The organism is Paraburkholderia adhaesiva, from assembly GCF_021390575.1.
Classification (GTDB): Bacteria; Pseudomonadota; Gammaproteobacteria; order Burkholderiales; family Burkholderiaceae; genus Paraburkholderia; species Paraburkholderia adhaesiva.
Genome location: NZ_JAJEJQ010000001.1, coordinates 1,799,167 through 1,814,118 on the forward strand (window position 1 = coordinate 1,799,167; position 14,952 = coordinate 1,814,118).

The following is a 14,952-nucleotide window of genomic DNA, read 5'->3' on the forward strand; positions in this document are numbered from 1 at the left end:
CGTGCCCACTGCGGTGTCTCTCGTCCTTCGAACCGCCGTCACCTTCCTGCTAGCACTACCGGCACCGCAGCCAGTGTATTCCCGCTTTGGGTTTCCGCGAGTGAAAAATAAATCGCGGATGTCCAGCGCGATCTGGCCGAAAACCGTCACCTCCGTTTCACGCGAGATCCCAATGCACTCCAGCCTGAGCCGGCGCGGCGGCTCAGGTCGCTTCACCGCTCCAGTAACCAGGTTGCGCGTAGACCGCCTTGAGGTAATCGATGAAATAGCGCACCCGGGCCGGCACGTAACGCTGCTGCGGATAGACCGCGAGGATGTCGTAGTCGGGCAGCGCATATTCGTCGAGCACCGTTTCGAGTTCGCCGCGCTCGAGTTGCGCGTCGATCTCCCACGTGGACCGCCAGCCGAGCCCAAGCCCTTCCGCGGCCCAGCGATGCAACAGTTCGCCGTCGTTGCAATCGAGCGCGCCGCTCACGCGCACGGTCACGAGCTTGCCGTTGCGCCGGAAATACCAGCCGCGGTTTTGCCCGCCCTGCAGGTTGAACGCGAGACAGTTGTGGTTCTGCAGGTCTTCGAGCGTCTTGGGCCTGCCATGCCGGCGAAAGTACTCGGGCGTACCGCACACCACGCGCCGGTTCGACGCCAGCTTTACGGCGACGAAGTTCGGATCAACCGCGCCGCCGATCCGGATCGACAGGTCGTAGCCCTCGCGCACGAGATCGACCACGCGGTCGGTCAGGTTGAACGACATCTGGAGTTCGGGCTTGTCGGCCAGAAACGCGGGCGCGAGCGGCGCGACGTGCTTGCGCCCGAAGGACGCCGGCGCCGACACGATCAGATGCCCGTTCACGACACGGCGCCCAGCCGAGATTTCGTTTTCCGCCTGCTCCCATTCCGCGAGCAGGCCGCGGCAGCGCTCGAGAAATGCGCCGCCCTCTTCGCTCACGACGAGCCGCCGTGTCGAGCGATACAGGAGCTTCACGCCGAGCCGTTTCTCCAGCGCGTCAAGACGCCGCCCGAGGATCACGGGCGACACGCCCTCCTCGAGCGCCGCCGCCGCGAGGCTGCCAGCCTGAACGACGCGTACGAATGTTTCGATCTGCTTGAAGCGGTCCATGGGGTGTCTCCTCTCTCCACGGCATTCGATACTTTTAGTTTCGAAATAAGCGACCTGGACTGATCTTATCAAACCTTTCGTACGATCCTAAAGTGCGTCTCAACAACTCGTCATTTGTGCAGTTCGCGAAATTCAGGAGACAGTCATGGCCAAAATGAGAGCCGTAGACGCCGCGGTACTGGTACTCGAGAAAGAAGGGATCGACACGGCCTTTGGCGTGCCGGGCGCTGCCATCAACCCGTTCTATTCGGCGCTCAAGAAGGCAGGTGGCATCACGCACCTGCTCGCGCGCCACGTCGAGGGCGCTTCGCACATGGCGGAGGGTTATACGCGCGCCGCACCGGGCAATATCGGCGTGTGCATCGGCACGTCGGGACCGGCCGGGACCGACATGATTACCGGCCTCTATTCGGCATCCGCGGACTCCATTCCGATCCTCGCGATCACGGGTCAGGCTCCGCGCGCCAGGCTCTACAAAGAAGACTTCCAGGCCGTCGACATCGAGTCAATCGCCAAGCCCGTCACCAAGTGGGCCGTGACGGTGCGCGAGCCCGCGCTCGTGCCACGCGTATTCCAGCAGGCGTTCCACCTGATGCGCTCGGGCCGCCCGGGTCCGGTGCTGGTCGACCTGCCGATCGACGTGCAACTCGCGGAAATCGAATTCGACATCGACCTCTACGAGCCGCTGCCGGTCTATAAGCCGAAGGCAACGCGCAAGCAGATCGAAGCCGCGCTTGCGATGCTCAACGCGAGCGAAAAACCGCTGATCGTCTCCGGCGGCGGCGTGATCAACGCAGCCGCTGAAGACCTGCTCGTCAAGTTTGCCGAAACGGTGGGCGTGCCCGTCATCCCGACGCTGATGTCATGGGGCGCCATCGCCGACGATCACCCGCTCATGGCGGGCATGGTCGGCCTGCAGACGTCGCATCGCTACGGCAACGCGACGATGCTCGCCTCCGACTTCGTGCTCGGCATCGGCAATCGCTGGGCGAACCGCCACACGGGTAGCGTTGAGGTGTACACGAAGGGCCGCAAGTTCGTGCACGTCGACATCGAGCCAACGCAGATCGGCCGCGTGTTCGGCCCGGATCTCGGCATCGTGTCGGACGCAAAGGCCGCGCTCGAACTGTTCGTCGAAGTCGCGCAGGAATGGAAAGCGGCGGGCAAGCTCAAGGATCGCGGCGAGTGGGTCGCGGACTGCCAGCAACGCAAGCGCACGATGCACCGCAAGACGCACTTCGACGTCACGCCGATCAAGCCGCAGCGCGTGTACGAAGAGATGAACAAGGTGTTCGGGCGCGACACGTGCTACGTGAGCACCATCGGCCTTTCGCAGATCGCCGGTGCCCAGTTCCTGCACGTCTACAAGGCGCGCAACTGGATCAACTGCGGCCAGGCGGGCCCGCTCGGCTGGACGATTCCCGCAGCGCTTGGCGTGCGCGCAGCCGATCCTACCCGCCCGATCGTCGCGCTCTCCGGCGACTACGACTTCCAGTTCCTCATCGAGGAGCTTGCCGTCGGGGCGCAGTTCAAGCTGCCCTACGTTCACGTCGTGGTGAACAACTCGTACCTCGGCCTGATTCGCCAGGCTCAACGCCAGTTCGACATGGACTTCTGCGTGCAGCTCGCGTTCGAGAACATCAACGCACCTGAACTCAACGGCTACGGCGTCGATCACATCGCGGTCGCCGAAGGGCTCGGCTGCAAGGCGCTGCGCGTCTTCAAACCCGAGGAGATCGCGCCGGCGCTCAAACAGGCGCAGTCGATGGCTGCCGAGTTTAGCGTGCCGGTCGTGGTCGAAGTCATCCTCGAGCGCGTGACCAATATCGCGATGGGTACCGAGATCGACGCGATCAACGAATTCGAAGAACTTGCCGAAAAGCCGGAGCACGCACCGACCGCGATCGCACTGCCGGGCGAAGCGTAAGCGTCCCCCCCGCTGATCGCCTTGCGGCGGACACCCCCGTTCACCGCAAGGCGATTCAGATTCATCCACTGACCGACCAGCGAGACAAGCACCATGCCGAAATTCGCAGCAAACCTCACCATGCTGTTCAACGAAGTTCCGTTCCTCGACCGCTTTGCCGCAGCCGCTGAGGCAGGCTTCGACGCCGTGGAATTCCTGTTCCCCTATCCGTACAGAGCCAGCGAACTGGCCGAACGGCTTGACGCACACAAGCTCAAGCTCGTGCTGCACAACCTGCCCGCTGGAAACTGGGAAGCCGGCGAGCGCGGTATCGCCTGCCTGCCCGGACGCAAAGGCGAGTTCCAGGAGGGCGTAGGCCGCGCCATCGAGTACGCGAAAGCGCTCAAGGTGCCGCAACTGAACTGCCTCGTCGGCATTCCGACGGCCGGCGTGTCGCGCGACGCGGCGCTCGCCAACATCGTCGACAACCTGACGTTCGCTGCGGACGCGCTCAAACACGAAGGCATCCGCCTGCTCGTGGAGCCGTGCAACTCGTACGACATTCCGGGATTCGCGCTCAACCGTTCGGCCGAAGCGCTCGACGTGATCGCGAAGACGGGCTCGGACAACGTCTTCCTGCAATACGACATCTATCACATGCAGCGCATGGAAGGCGAACTCGCGGCGACGATCCGCAAGCACTTCGCGAAGATCGCGCACATCCAGCTGGCCGATAACCCCGGCCGCAACGAACCGGGTACCGGTGAAATCAACTACCCGTTCCTGTTCGACCTGCTCGATACGCTCGGTTACGAAGGTCATATCGGATGCGAATACAAGCCGCGCACGACGACACTCGACGGTCTCGGGTGGCTGCGTGGCGCACGGCAGCGCTCGGCTGCGCTCGCGTAAGCGCGCCGCGTTCCATTGCGCCTTCAATCGCGCATTTAACCGAATACACAGGACTCAACGGAGAAACGCAAGATGGCAAAGATCGGCTTCATCGGGCTCGGCATCATGGGCTCGCACATGGCGCGCAACCTCATCAAGGGCGGACACTCGCTCACCGTCAACGGCAAGTATCCGGTGCCGGACGATCTGCGCACGCAGACCCAGGTCGTCGCCGATTCGACGGCTGTCGCGCAAGCCGCGGACGTCGTCATCATCATGGTGCCGGACACGCCTGACGTCGCGAACGTCCTGTTCGCCGACGATGGCGTCGCAAGCGGACTCTCGACCGGCAAGCTCGTGATCGACATGAGCTCCATCTCCCCGCTCGATACGCAGGAGTTCGCGAAGAAAATCAATGCGCTCGGCTGTGACTACCTCGACGCACCGGTCTCGGGCGGCGAAGTCGGCGCCCGGGAAGCGACGCTCACGATCATGGTGGGCGGCCCGCAGAAGTCGTTCGACATCGCGAAGCCGCTCTTCGAACTGATGGGCAAGAACATCTCGCTCATCGGCGACAACGGCGCGGGTCAGACGTGCAAGGTCGCGAACCAGATCATCGTCGCGCTCAACATCGAAGCCGTGGCCGAAGCGCTGTTGTTTGCCTCGCGCTCGGGCGCCGATCCTGAGCGCGTGCGCCGTGCGCTGATGGGCGGCTTCGCTTCGTCGCGCATTCTCGAAGTACACGGCGAGCGTATGACGAAGCGCACGTTCAACCCGGGCTTCCGCATCGAACTGCACCAGAAAGATCTGAATCTCGCACTCGATGGCGCGCGCAAGCTCGGTATTTCGCTGCCCCACACGGCGAGCGCGCAGCAGCTCTTCAGCTCGTGCGTCGCGAACGGTGGCAAGGCGTGGGACCACTCGGCCATGATCCGGGCGCTGGAAATCATGGCGAACTTCGAGATCGCCAACGCTTGAGACGCTTAGGTGTTGGTTGCCTGAGGCCTCGAATATGAAGTGGACCGGGCGGCGCGGCGGCGCCTGCCGCTTGTGCGAACTCGCGAACTCGCGAACGTATGAACGCGCGGTGAGGACCGCGCTTCGCCCCCCGCGACGCAAGCCGTGACACGGCTGTCGCAAACGAATTCCGGCTGGCGCGAAAGAAACGCGACAGCCACTGGTGGGGCGCTCCGCGGCGGCGGCACCGTCGTGGAGCAAATCGTGGCCGCTCTGGGCTGAGGGCGGCCTGTGGGGTCCGCAGCGGCGCCCGGTGACGACGTGGAAGCCTTGGTCGGTCAGGCGTCGTCATCGGGTGTCCGCCTGTCGGATTGCCTTGCACCGGGCCAGCAGCCCGGCTTCACTCGCGCGCATCACACGCCGCGCAACTTTCACACTAATTGAAATTTCGCCGATAGATCGTTCCGCCCGGTTCGACCTACCATGACCCTTCATCCGTCTGTCATGCAGACGGCGCAAGGTGGTCGTAACACGCGATCAACCAGTCATTTCCAGCCAGTGAGGATTGCAATCGATGGGCATTATCAACTTCATCAAGGAAGCGGGCGAAAAACTCTTCGGCTCGGCGTCGACGTCCGCCGCCGCACAGCCGGCAGCCGACCCGGCCGCTGAAAACCAGAAAGCCGCCGACGCCATTTCCGCCTATATCGCTTCGCAGGGCCTGCGTGCGGACAATCTAGGCGTGAACTACGACGGCACCACGCGCACGGTTACGGTGACCGGCACGGTTGCCGATCAGGCGACGAAAGAGAAGATCCTCGTGGCCGCTGGCAATGTTCAGAACGTGGAAAAAGTCGACGACCAGTTGACGGTGACGAACCCGGCCCCGGCAGCGCAGCACCACACGGTGGTCTCAGGCGACAATCTCTGGAAAATCGCCGAGAAGTATTACGGCAGCGGCGCGAAAAACGATGTGATCTTCCAGGCGAACACGCCGATGCTCAAGAGCCCGGACAAGATCTACCCGGGTCAGGTTCTCGTGATTCCGCCCCTGCAATAAGCAAGACGTCGGGCAACGCAAAGCGCCACGCGTAAGCGTGGCGCTTTGCATTTATGCCCGCAGACAGACGAGCCGGTCAGTACGTATCGAACACGCGTTGCAATCCGCCGCGCTCGTTGATTCCGCCCGCCAGCGCAAGCGCCAGCAGCACGCGCGCCTTGTAGGGGTTGAGCGTGCCAGCGCAGACGAAGCCGAGCGCGTCGTCTTTCGCCGCGCCGTTGTGCATCACGTGGCCCGAGCCTACACGCGACGCGCGCACGACGGCCACGCCCCTGGCGGTGGCAGCAGTAAGCGCATCCTGCAACGTGGCGTGAATCGAACCATTGCCGGTGCCGGCCACAACGATCCCACGCACGCCCGCCGCGACGAGCGCATCGACGGCAACACGCGAAACGCCCGCATAACTCACTACGATCTCGACTGACGGCCACACCACGTCGGCGGTAAACGGCGAATCCACTGTATGCGGACGCAGCGCGCGGCGCTGGAATTCCACGCGAGCGTCCTGCACCCACCCCAGCGCGCCGATCTCGGGTGACTGGAACGCATCGACCGCATACGTGCTGGTTTTCGTGACGTCGCGCGCGCAGTGAATGCGGTTGTTGAACGCGACGAGCACACCCTGCCCCGCCGCAGCACCGCTCGCAGCGAGCGTCACCGCGTTCAGCAGATTGAGCGGACCGTCGGCTGAAAGCGCCGTGGCGGGCCGCATCGCCGCGGTAATCACGACAGGCTTCGTGCTCTTCACCGCGAGGTGCAGCAGATACGCCGTTTCTTCGAGCGTGTCGGTCCCGTGCGTGATGACGACGCCGTCGATGTCATCGCTCGCCAGCAACGCATTCACGCGTCGTGCGAGCGTCGTCCACAGCGCGAGCGGCATGTCCTTGCTGTCTATGCTCGCGACCTGTTCGGCCTCGATCTGCGCGATGGCATCCAGACCAGGCACGGCCGCGAGTAACTGCGCGACACCGATCACACCGGCCTGGTAGCCGGCCGTATTCGTTGCGTCGGGCGCGGCGCCTGCGATGGTGCCGCCAGTGGCGAGCAAAGCGATGCGTGGCAGCGGCTTCGCCGTCGCAGAAGAGGAAGTGGAAACGGGTGTGTTCATGGCGGCGATTTTAAGCGATCCACCGCCGCGCGCCACCTGGCCCAACGGCCAACCGCGCATGCGTGCGGCCACCTCCCCAGATCCTCAAGCCGTCTCGCGCAACTGCCCCGCGATCTGCTGCTCAGTCAACTGCGGCGCGAACATCTCGATCAGCCGGTACGCGTACTGGCGCAGGAACGCGCCCTTGCGCAGGCCGATGCGCGTCGTGCTCGCCTCGAACAGATTCTGCGTATCGAGCGCCACGAGTCCGGTATCACGCTCCGGATCAAAGGCCATCGCCGCCACCACGCCGACGCCCATGCCGAGTTCGACATAGGTCTTGATGACGTCCGCGTCGATCGCCGTCAGCACGACATCGGGCACCGCACCCGCCTTCGCGAACGCCTGGTCGATATGCGAGCGGCCCGTGAAATCCTGGTCATAGGTAATGACCGGATACTCGGCGACTTCTTCGAGCGTGAGGTTCTTGCGTCCCACGAGCGGATGCGCCTTCGGCACGACCACGACGTGATGCCACGAATAGCACGGGAACGTCACGATGTCCGGAAAGCGGTCGAGCGCCTCGGTCGAGATGCCGATATCGGCCTCGCCGTTGATGATCGACTGCGCGATCTGCTGCGGACTGCCCTGACGCATGGCGAGACGCACGTTAGGGAACACCTGCCGGAACTCATGCACGACCTTGGGCAGCGCGTAGCGCGCCTGCGTGTGGGTCGTCGCGACGACGAGGTGGCCGCTGTCCTCTTCTGCGAACTGGCGCGCAACGCGCCGCAGGTTCTCGGCGTCGAGCAGCATGCGCTCGATGAGCTGATGGACTGCCTTGCCCGGCTCGGTGAGACCCGTGAGGCGCTTGCCACGGCGGATGAAAATATCGACGCCGAGTTCGTCCTCCAGATCCTTGATCTGCTTCGAGACACCTGACTGCGACGTGTAAAGCACGTTCGCCACTTCGGTCAGGTTCATGTTCTGGCGAACGGCTTCGCGCACGAAGCGCAACTGCTGGAAATTCATGTTCTTCTCTCCGGCACTGCCAATGGATTCCGATTCAATACGCGGGACTGCGCGCGCGACTGCAGATCACTGCGCGGGAAACACGCGCAATCCGCGCGGTACGGCGGTTACACTCTCGCCGACCGAGAGGCTCAGCGCACGCCACGTCTCGCGGTCGAATTCGGCTTCGAGCGCGCCGCCGCCCGCGCGGTTTTCCAGCTCGACGCGCACGGAACCGCCGAGCGTCACCACGCGGCGCACATCGACGACGATGCCATCGCGATCCGCGGTCTGCTGCGGATACAGGGCGATGTCGTGCGGCCGCACATACGCGAGCGCCGGGCCTTCGAAACCTGCCTCGACGGCGATGGGCTGCGCCGCGCCATCGGCGACGAAGCCTTGCGCGTTCACGCGGCCGCGCAGGCGGTTCGCAGCGCCGAGGAATTCGTAAACGAACGCCGTCTGAGGATGATCGTAGACGTCCTGCGGGTGGCCCACCTGCTCGACGTGCCCGTGATTGAGCACGACGATGCGGTCGGCAACCTCGAGCGCTTCCTCCTGATCGTGCGTGACGAAGATCGTCGAAATGTGCAGGTCGTCGTGCAACCGGCGCAGCCAGCTGCGCAATTCCTTTCGCACCTTCGCATCGAGCGCGCCGAACGGCTCGTCGAGCAGGAGCACCTTGGGCTCGACCGCGAGCGCCCGTGCGAGGGCGATACGCTGGCGCTGTCCGCCCGAGAGTTCGGACGGATAGCGCTGCGCGAGCCAGTCGAGCTGAACGAGCTTGAGGAGTTCATGCACCTTCTTGCGGATCACCGACTCGGATGGCCGCTCGTTGCGCGGCTTGACGCGCAGCCCGAACGCAACGTTCTCGAACACCGTCATATGACGGAACAACGCGTAATGCTGGAATACGAAGCCCACCTGGCGCTCGAGCGCGCCCACGGTGCCCACGTCCTCGCCCTGCAGCACGACCTGGCCCGCGTCTGCGTATTCGAGGCCCGCGATCACGCGCAGCAGCGTGGTCTTGCCACAGCCGGACGGCCCGAGCAGCGCGACGAGTTCACCCGGCGGAAAATCGAGCGAGACGTTGTCGAGCGCGGTGAAGTCGCCGAAACGCTTTTGCAGATTGCGAACAGTGATGCCCATGATTTACAGCTCTCCTTGTGTCGACGGAAGTTGGCGCTTCAGCACCTGCTCCCGTCACATGCCTAAGGCACGTCGGCCAGAGTCGGCGCTCTAGCGCCTTACCCGCGGCCCCATGCAAGATGACTTCTATTGCGCGTGCCGGGCAATACCCGGTCGCGAACCGTGTGGTGCACCGTGCTGCGTATCGGCAACAATCGCCTGCGCAGCCGACTGCGCGCGCGGCGGCCCCGCATACGCCGGCACCGCACCGGTATCTGCGCGTTCGGTCGAAAGATGACGCTCGGCGAGCAGCTTGAGCCCAAGCGTCACGAGCGCGAGCAGCGCCAGCAGCGACGCCACGGCGAAGGCCGCCGCGAAGTTGTATTCGTTGTAGAGAATCTCGACGTGCAGCGGCATCGTGTTGGTCTGACCGCGGATATGCCCCGACACCACCGACACCGCGCCAAATTCGCCCATCGCGCGCGCATTGCAGAGAATCACGCCGTAGAGCAGTCCCCAGCGGATGTTGGGCAGCGTGACACGGCGGAACATCTGCCAGCCGGACGCGCCCAGCACGTGCGCGGCTTCTTCCTCGTCGTTGCCCTGGGACTGCATCAGCGGGATCAGCTCGCGCGCGACGAACGGGAACGTGACGAAGATCGTCGCGAGCACGATGCCGGGCACGGCGAAGACGATCTGCACGTCGTGGTCCTGCAACCACGGACCGAGCCAGCCCTGCGCGCCGAACAAGAGCACGTAGATGAGACCCGAGATCACAGGCGAGACCGAGAACGGCAGGTCGATCAACGTCGTGAGCAGCGCCTTGCCGCGGAACTCGAACTTCGCGATCGCCCACGACGCCGCGAGGCCGAACACGAGATTCAGCGGCACGGCGATCGCAGCGGTGATGAGCGTGAGCTTGATCGCAGAAAGCGCATCGGGGTCAGTCAGCGACGTGAAGTAGAAGCCGATCCCCTTCGACAGCGCCTGCCAGAACACCGCGACGAGCGGCACCACGAGAAAGAGCGCGAGAAAAACGAGCGCGATGCCGGTGAGGACCCATCGCACCCAGGGCGATTCGATCACCGGATCGGGGCCTTGCGGCGCGCGCGGCTGTCGTGCGGACGTGCTCATTGCGCACCTCCCGCAACGGCGCCGAGCGCGGCGTCACCGCTGCTGGGCGTGGACGACGACGAGCCGCGGCTCGTGCGCCGCTGCAGATACCACTGCAACGAATTGATGATGAGCAGCATGACAAACGAGGCACACAGCATCACGACTGCGAGCGCCGTCGCACCCGCATAGTCGTACTGCTCAAGCTTGGTGATGATGAGGAGCGAGGTGATCTCGGACTTCATCGGCACATTGCCCGCGATGAAGATCACCGAGCCGTACTCGCCAAGCGCACGCGCGAAGGCAAGCGCGAAGCCCGTCAGCAACGCGGGCAGCACGGCGGGAAGCACGACGCGGCGGAACGTGAGCCAGCGCGACGCACCGAGACACGCAGCGGCCTCTTCCTGCTCGCGCTCGAAATCTTCGAGCACGGGCTGCACCGTGCGCACGACGAACGGCAAGCCGATGAAAGTAAGCGCGACGAGCACGCCCAGCGGCGTGAACGCGACCTTGATGCCAAGCGGCTGGAGAAACTGGCCGAGCCAGCCGTTGCCCGCGTAGACAGCCGCGAGCGAGATGCCGGCGACCGAAGTCGGCAGCGCGAACGGCAGATCGACAATCGCATCGACGACGCGCTTGAACGGGAACGGATAGCGCACGAGCACCCAGGCGAGCAGGAAGCCAAACACCGCGTTGATCAGCGCGCCGCCGAGCGCGGCAGAAAACGTGAGGCGGTACGACGCGAGCACGCGCGGCGATGCCACGGCGCGCACGAACTGGTCCCAATCGAGGGTAGCGGTCTTGAGGAAGGTGGCCGCGAGCGGAATCAGCACCACGAGGCTCAGATAAGCCAGCGTGATGCCGAGCGTCAGGCCGAAGCCCGGCAACGCACTCGGCTTGTGAAATCGAAACGTCGTCATGCTTGTTGCTCTTTCAATAAACTCAGGCGCACCATGCGCCAAAAAGCGCGTCCTTTCGGGCGCGCCTTGCGTGATTGCCGCTTTGCGTCACTGCGGCTGGTAGATCGAATCGAACACTCCCCCGTCCGCGAAATGTGTCTTCTGTGCGTTCGCCCAGCCGCCGAACGTGTCGTCGACCGTGTAGAGCTTCAGCTTCGGAAACTTCGCCGTGAGCGCCGCCGGGACCTTGTCCGAACGCGGACGGTAGAAGTTCTTCGCGGCAATCTCCTGACCTTCCTGCGTGTAAAGGAACTGCAGGTAGGCCTCCGACACTTTGCGCGTACCGCGCTTGTCCACCACCTTGTCGACCACCGCGACAGGCGGCTCGGCGAGAATGCTCACCGACGGCACCACGATCTCGAACTTATCCGGCCCAAACTCCTTGACCGAGAGGAACGCTTCGTTTTCCCAGGCGATCAGCACATCACCGATGTCGCGCTGCACGAAACTCGTCGTCGCGCCACGGGCGCCCGAGTCCAGCACGCCAGCGTTCTTGTAGAGCTTCGAGACGAATTCCTTCGCCTTCTGGTCGTTGCCGCCCGGCCGGTGCTCCGCGTACGCCCACGCTGCGAGGTAGTTCCAGCGTGCGCCGCCGGAAGTCTTCGGATTCGGCGTGACGATCGAGACACCCGGCTTCACGAGGTCGTCCCAATCCTTGATGTGCTTCGGATTGCCCTTGCGCACGAGAAACACGATCGTCGAGGTGTAAGGCGACGCGTTGTCGGGCAAGCGCTTTTGCCAGTCCGCATTCACGATGCCCTTGTTCGCGAGCGCGTCGATGTCCCAGGCGAGCGCGAGCGTCACGACGTCGGCCTGCAGTCCGTCGAGCACCGAGCGCGCCTGCGCACCCGAGCCACCATGCGATTGCTTGATCGTGAGCGTCTCGCCCGTTTTCGCCTTCCAGTCTTTGGTGAATGCCGTGTTGATGTCCTGATACAGCTCGCGCGTCGGGTCGTAGGAAACGTTGAGCAGCGACGTGTCCGCGTGCGCCGCGACCATGCCGAAAAGCGGCACCGCTCCGATGACAAGTCTCGTCGCCAGCGTTTTCAACCAGCCTGCCTTCCCCGTGTTCTGACTGCCCATCCGCCCTTCTCCGTGTTGTGTTGACAGCATGCGACCCTCGATGAAAGGCAGTCTAACGATCGTTTTTAATCATTAAAAATAATGTTTCTTCATTTTTTAATACCCAAAAGTGGTAAAGACCGCCGTTGGGGCGGCGCGCGGGCGATTTTTCCCGTGGTTTCGCCCCTATGCGCCCGGATGGAGGCCTCAAATCGGCGCAATCGCAACATCAGGATGGAGAACTTCAAGTAACACTTGAAAAGCGCCGAATACTGTATAAAAATACAGTCACCTGTCTATCCATACAGTGGCGCCATGACAAAACTCACCGCACGACAGCAGCAGGTTTTCGATCTGATCCGGCGCGCGATCGAGCGCACGGGTTTCCCGCCCACGCGCGCCGAGATCGCGGCCGAACTCGGCTTCAGTTCCGCGAATTCGGCGGAGGAGCATCTGCGCGCGCTGGCGCGCAAAGGCGTGATCGAACTGGCTGCGGGCGCGTCGCGCGGCATCCGTCTGATGCCCGGCCCGGATGACCTCCCGCACCAGTTCACGCTGCCGCACGCGAGCATCATGCAGCTTTCGCTGCCGCTCATCGGGCGGGTGGCGGCGGGTAGCCCGATCCTCGCGCAGGAACATATCTCGCAGCACTACGCGTGTGACCCCGCGCTCTTTTCGAGCAAGCCCGACTACCTGCTGAAGGTGCGCGGACTCTCGATGCGCGACGCGGGCATTCTGGACGGCGACCTGCTCGCGGTGCAGAAAAAGAGCGAGGCAAAGGACGGCCAGATCATCGTGGCGCGTCTGGGCGACGACGTCACGGTAAAACGCCTGAAGCGCCGTCCCAACGGCCTCGAACTGATTGCCGAGAACCCCGATTACGACAACATCTTTGTCGAAGCGGGCAGCGCGGAATTTGCGCTCGAAGGCATCGCTGTCGGCCTGATCCGGCCCACCGAATTCTGATCATCTGAACGCTGCCTGGAGGGAGTCATGGAACGCCTTGCCCGTCTGTTGCCCTTTCGTCAATTTGGCCGCTTGCGGCATCTGCGTGGCCTTGCCAGTTGCGCGGCGCAGAATGCGCGCGCGTCGGCAGGGGCGCTGTCCGGCTCGCTTTTTGACGATCTCTCCGAGGTCGGACGAAGCCAGACTTCGCACCTGGACGCGCACCTGGGCGATCTTCCGCCGTTGCCCTCCGCGCAGCCCGCATTTGCGCGCGTCTCGCTCAACAGCACGCTGAACCACGCTGATCCGCAACGCCGTGCGCCGGTACGCGTCTATCACGGACCATCGCGGCTCATCATGGTCGGCACGGTCGATGCCGTCTGCCGGATGATCGACCGCTGCATCGCCGAGCAGCACGGTGACATGCCCGCGGCACTTCAGAAGTAAGGAATTCGCTGTAAAGAAACATTTAGCAGCGGGATCGTTTGGGCGTTTGCGCGGTCCACACGTAGTGTGCCTTTGACGAACCAAACCTGAAGATGACCGAATCTGTCTCGCCCCAATCGACGAAACGCTGGATGAAACCTGTCGCGATCACCGTAGCCGTGGCGATGGTCGTGGTAACGGTGGGCTACAGCTATGCGTCGCCGTATGTGGTGCTGCACCGGTTGAAAGCTGCAGCCGATGCGCGTGATGCGATCGCGCTCAGCGACTACGTCGACTATCCAGCGTTGCGGGTGAGCCTCAAGGAGCAGGCTGGCGAAATGGTGCAGCGCCGGATCGGAGCGGAGCACAGCAACAATCCGCTGTTGCTGTTCGGCGCGGCGATCGGCACGGCGCTGATCGGGCCGATTGTGGATGCTTATGCGACACCTGAAGGCGTCGCCGCGCTGCTCAATGGAATACCGCCCAGCGGCAAACCGGGTGAAACGCCGCCGCCAGTCAGTGATGGCAGCGACGCGCCCTCGCCCGCGCGATCCGGTGTGCCGGCTGCGCCGGACGAGAACAAACAGGCTCGCCCGCAATCCACGGCGGGCTATCGTAGCCTCAACGAATTCGTCGTAACGTGGCAGCAGAGCGCGAACGGTGAACACTATTCCGCCGTCCTGCAGCGTCACGGGCCGTTTTCATGGAAGCTTGCGGCCGTCGAACTGAACGAGCCTGCACGACCAGCTCATTAACGCCCAATAGTGCCCGCTAGTGCGAATTAGCGAGCCTTAGCGCGTTGCCGGCGAGCGAACCATCAAGCGGCCGCTTGCTCCTGTTTCTGCTCTGCCGGCGACGAACACGCCACGAGAATGCTGCAGGAAACGCGGTCGAGCAGCGGCGTGTTCCCCGCACCCATCCACCAGCGCGAGAGTCCGGTGCGGCACCGATGGCCCACCACGACCAGATCCACCTGCAGTTCATTGGCGAGATTCGCAATCTCGTCGATCGGGTGTCCGAAAGCGAAATGGCCCTGCGCGCGCACACCCCGCTCGGTCAGCCAGTCCACGCCTTCCTGAAGGATCTCGCGCGCCGTTTCCTCGAAGCGGCCGCAGGCCACGTCGGTCAGGAGGCCGGCGCTTTGTGCGATCGTCGAGCGCATGTCGACGACCGACAGCAGGTGGGTTTCAGCATGCAGATCCAGCGCAAGGTCCGCGCCGCAACGTAGCGCCTTGCGGCCTTCGCGCGAGCCGTCGTAACAGAGAAGGATTTTCTTGTAGCTCGCCATGA

15 protein-coding genes are annotated in these 14,952 nt (G+C 63.7%); 7 read left to right on the plus strand and 8 right to left on the minus strand.

The features are described 5' to 3' along the window. Positions 1 to 202 precede the first annotated feature (202 nt). Positions 203 to 1,117, minus strand: a complete 915-nt coding sequence (locus tag L0U80_RS08055; RefSeq protein ID WP_233863429.1) for a LysR family transcriptional regulator — start codon at positions 1,115 to 1,117, stop codon at positions 203 to 205. 145 nt (positions 1,118 to 1,262) lie between these two features. Here L0U80_RS08055 and gcl point away from each other — a divergent pair, with 145 nt between their 5' ends. The 4 genes from gcl to lysM all read left to right on the plus strand — a co-directional run bounded on the left by gcl (position 1,263) and on the right by lysM (position 5,931). Then, the gene (gene gcl, locus L0U80_RS08060) at positions 1,263 to 3,044 is read left to right on the plus strand and encodes a glyoxylate carboligase (RefSeq protein WP_233863430.1); all 1,782 of its coding nucleotides are present in this window, start codon (positions 1,263 to 1,265) and stop codon (positions 3,042 to 3,044) included. A gap of 93 nt (positions 3,045 to 3,137) precedes the next feature. Continuing rightward, positions 3,138 to 3,935, plus strand: coding sequence for a hydroxypyruvate isomerase (gene hyi / locus L0U80_RS08065; RefSeq protein ID WP_233863431.1), 798 nt, complete (start codon positions 3,138 to 3,140; stop codon positions 3,933 to 3,935). A gap of 72 nt (positions 3,936 to 4,007) precedes the next feature. Then, the gene (locus tag L0U80_RS08070; protein WP_233863432.1) at positions 4,008 to 4,892 is read left to right on the plus strand and encodes a 2-hydroxy-3-oxopropionate reductase; all 885 of its coding nucleotides are present in this window, start codon (positions 4,008 to 4,010) and stop codon (positions 4,890 to 4,892) included. 553 nt (positions 4,893 to 5,445) lie between these two features. After that, the gene (gene lysM / locus L0U80_RS08075; RefSeq protein WP_233863433.1) at positions 5,446 to 5,931 is read left to right on the plus strand and encodes a peptidoglycan-binding protein LysM; all 486 of its coding nucleotides are present in this window, start codon (positions 5,446 to 5,448) and stop codon (positions 5,929 to 5,931) included. Positions 5,932 to 6,007: 76 nt separating this feature from the next. Here lysM and L0U80_RS08080 read toward each other — a convergent pair whose 3' ends face one another. The 6 genes from L0U80_RS08080 to L0U80_RS08105 form a co-directional block, all read right to left on the minus strand. Continuing rightward, positions 6,008 to 7,039 carry an asparaginase gene (locus L0U80_RS08080; protein ID WP_233863434.1) on the minus strand — a complete coding sequence of 344 codons (1,032 nt, stop codon included), beginning with the start codon at positions 7,037 to 7,039 and terminating at the stop codon, positions 6,008 to 6,010. A gap of 84 nt (positions 7,040 to 7,123) precedes the next feature. Further along, positions 7,124 to 8,050, minus strand: coding sequence for a CysB family HTH-type transcriptional regulator (locus tag L0U80_RS08085; protein WP_233863435.1), 927 nt, complete (start codon positions 8,048 to 8,050; stop codon positions 7,124 to 7,126). Positions 8,051 to 8,116: 66 nt separating this feature from the next. Continuing rightward, a complete protein-coding gene (locus L0U80_RS08090; protein ID WP_233863436.1) occupies positions 8,117 to 9,178 on the minus strand; it encodes a sulfate/molybdate ABC transporter ATP-binding protein in 1,062 nt (353 codons plus the stop codon). A 126-nt stretch (positions 9,179 to 9,304) separates the two neighbouring features. Further along, the gene (cysW, locus tag L0U80_RS08095) at positions 9,305 to 10,291 is read right to left on the minus strand and encodes a sulfate ABC transporter permease subunit CysW (RefSeq protein WP_233863437.1); all 987 of its coding nucleotides are present in this window, start codon (positions 10,289 to 10,291) and stop codon (positions 9,305 to 9,307) included. Next, entirely contained in the window at positions 10,288 to 11,190 is a 903-nt protein-coding gene (gene cysT, locus L0U80_RS08100) for a sulfate ABC transporter permease subunit CysT (protein WP_233863438.1), read from the minus strand. The genes cysW and cysT overlap by 4 nt, the downstream gene beginning before the upstream one ends. Before the next feature lie 87 nt (positions 11,191 to 11,277). Further along, positions 11,278 to 12,312, minus strand: a complete 1,035-nt coding sequence (locus tag L0U80_RS08105) for a sulfate ABC transporter substrate-binding protein (RefSeq protein ID WP_308444846.1) — start codon at positions 12,310 to 12,312, stop codon at positions 11,278 to 11,280. Positions 12,313 to 12,606: 294 nt separating this feature from the next. On the opposite strand from L0U80_RS08105, the gene lexA reads away from it, so the two are divergent. The 3 genes from lexA to L0U80_RS08120 all read left to right on the plus strand — a co-directional run bounded on the left by lexA (position 12,607) and on the right by L0U80_RS08120 (position 14,417). Beyond that, positions 12,607 to 13,257 carry a transcriptional repressor LexA gene (lexA, locus tag L0U80_RS08110; protein WP_124150659.1) on the plus strand — a complete coding sequence of 217 codons (651 nt, stop codon included), beginning with the start codon at positions 12,607 to 12,609 and terminating at the stop codon, positions 13,255 to 13,257. A gap of 27 nt (positions 13,258 to 13,284) precedes the next feature. After that, complete coding sequence (locus L0U80_RS08115; RefSeq protein WP_233863439.1) at positions 13,285 to 13,683, plus strand: hypothetical protein; 399 nt, start codon at positions 13,285 to 13,287, stop codon at positions 13,681 to 13,683. Positions 13,684 to 13,814: 131 nt separating this feature from the next. Beyond that, positions 13,815 to 14,417 (plus strand): DUF2939 domain-containing protein, encoded by a 603-nt coding sequence (locus L0U80_RS08120; protein WP_233863440.1) that lies wholly within the window; start codon positions 13,815 to 13,817, stop codon positions 14,415 to 14,417. A 62-nt stretch (positions 14,418 to 14,479) separates the two neighbouring features. On the opposite strand, the gene L0U80_RS08125 is transcribed toward L0U80_RS08120, so the two are convergent. After that, positions 14,480 to 14,950: a universal stress protein gene (locus L0U80_RS08125; RefSeq protein WP_233863441.1), complete on the minus strand. Its 471-nt coding sequence runs from the start codon at positions 14,948 to 14,950 to the stop codon at positions 14,480 to 14,482. Between the last annotated feature and the right edge of the window lie 2 nt (positions 14,951 to 14,952).

What these genes read in the sequence shown, in the direction of transcription:
- L0U80_RS08055 (WP_233863429.1), bottom strand. Translation starts at nt 1,117, where the DNA reads ATGGACCGCTTCAAGCAGATCGAAACATTCGTACGCGTCGTTCAGGCT.
- gcl (WP_233863430.1), top strand. Translation starts at nt 1,263, where the DNA reads ATGGCCAAAATGAGAGCCGTAGACGCCGCGGTACTGGTACTCGAGAAA.
- hyi (WP_233863431.1), top strand. Translation starts at nt 3,138, where the DNA reads ATGCCGAAATTCGCAGCAAACCTCACCATGCTGTTCAACGAAGTTCCG.
- L0U80_RS08070 (WP_233863432.1), top strand. Translation starts at nt 4,008, where the DNA reads ATGGCAAAGATCGGCTTCATCGGGCTCGGCATCATGGGCTCGCACATG.
- lysM (WP_233863433.1), top strand. Translation starts at nt 5,446, where the DNA reads ATGGGCATTATCAACTTCATCAAGGAAGCGGGCGAAAAACTCTTCGGC.
- L0U80_RS08080 (WP_233863434.1), bottom strand. Translation starts at nt 7,039, where the DNA reads ATGAACACACCCGTTTCCACTTCCTCTTCTGCGACGGCGAAGCCGCTG.
- L0U80_RS08085 (WP_233863435.1), bottom strand. Translation starts at nt 8,050, where the DNA reads ATGAATTTCCAGCAGTTGCGCTTCGTGCGCGAAGCCGTTCGCCAGAAC.
- L0U80_RS08090 (WP_233863436.1), bottom strand. Translation starts at nt 9,178, where the DNA reads ATGGGCATCACTGTTCGCAATCTGCAAAAGCGTTTCGGCGACTTCACC.
- cysW (WP_233863437.1), bottom strand. Translation starts at nt 10,291, where the DNA reads ATGAGCACGTCCGCACGACAGCCGCGCGCGCCGCAAGGCCCCGATCCG.
- cysT (WP_233863438.1), bottom strand. Translation starts at nt 11,190, where the DNA reads ATGACGACGTTTCGATTTCACAAGCCGAGTGCGTTGCCGGGCTTCGGC.
- L0U80_RS08105 (WP_308444846.1), bottom strand. Translation starts at nt 12,312, where the DNA reads ATGGGCAGTCAGAACACGGGGAAGGCAGGCTGGTTGAAAACGCTGGCG.
- lexA (WP_124150659.1), top strand. Translation starts at nt 12,607, where the DNA reads ATGACAAAACTCACCGCACGACAGCAGCAGGTTTTCGATCTGATCCGG.
- L0U80_RS08115 (WP_233863439.1), top strand. Translation starts at nt 13,285, where the DNA reads ATGGAACGCCTTGCCCGTCTGTTGCCCTTTCGTCAATTTGGCCGCTTG.
- L0U80_RS08120 (WP_233863440.1), top strand. Translation starts at nt 13,815, where the DNA reads ATGAAACCTGTCGCGATCACCGTAGCCGTGGCGATGGTCGTGGTAACG.
- L0U80_RS08125 (WP_233863441.1), bottom strand. Translation starts at nt 14,950, where the DNA reads ATGGCGAGCTACAAGAAAATCCTTCTCTGTTACGACGGCTCGCGCGAA.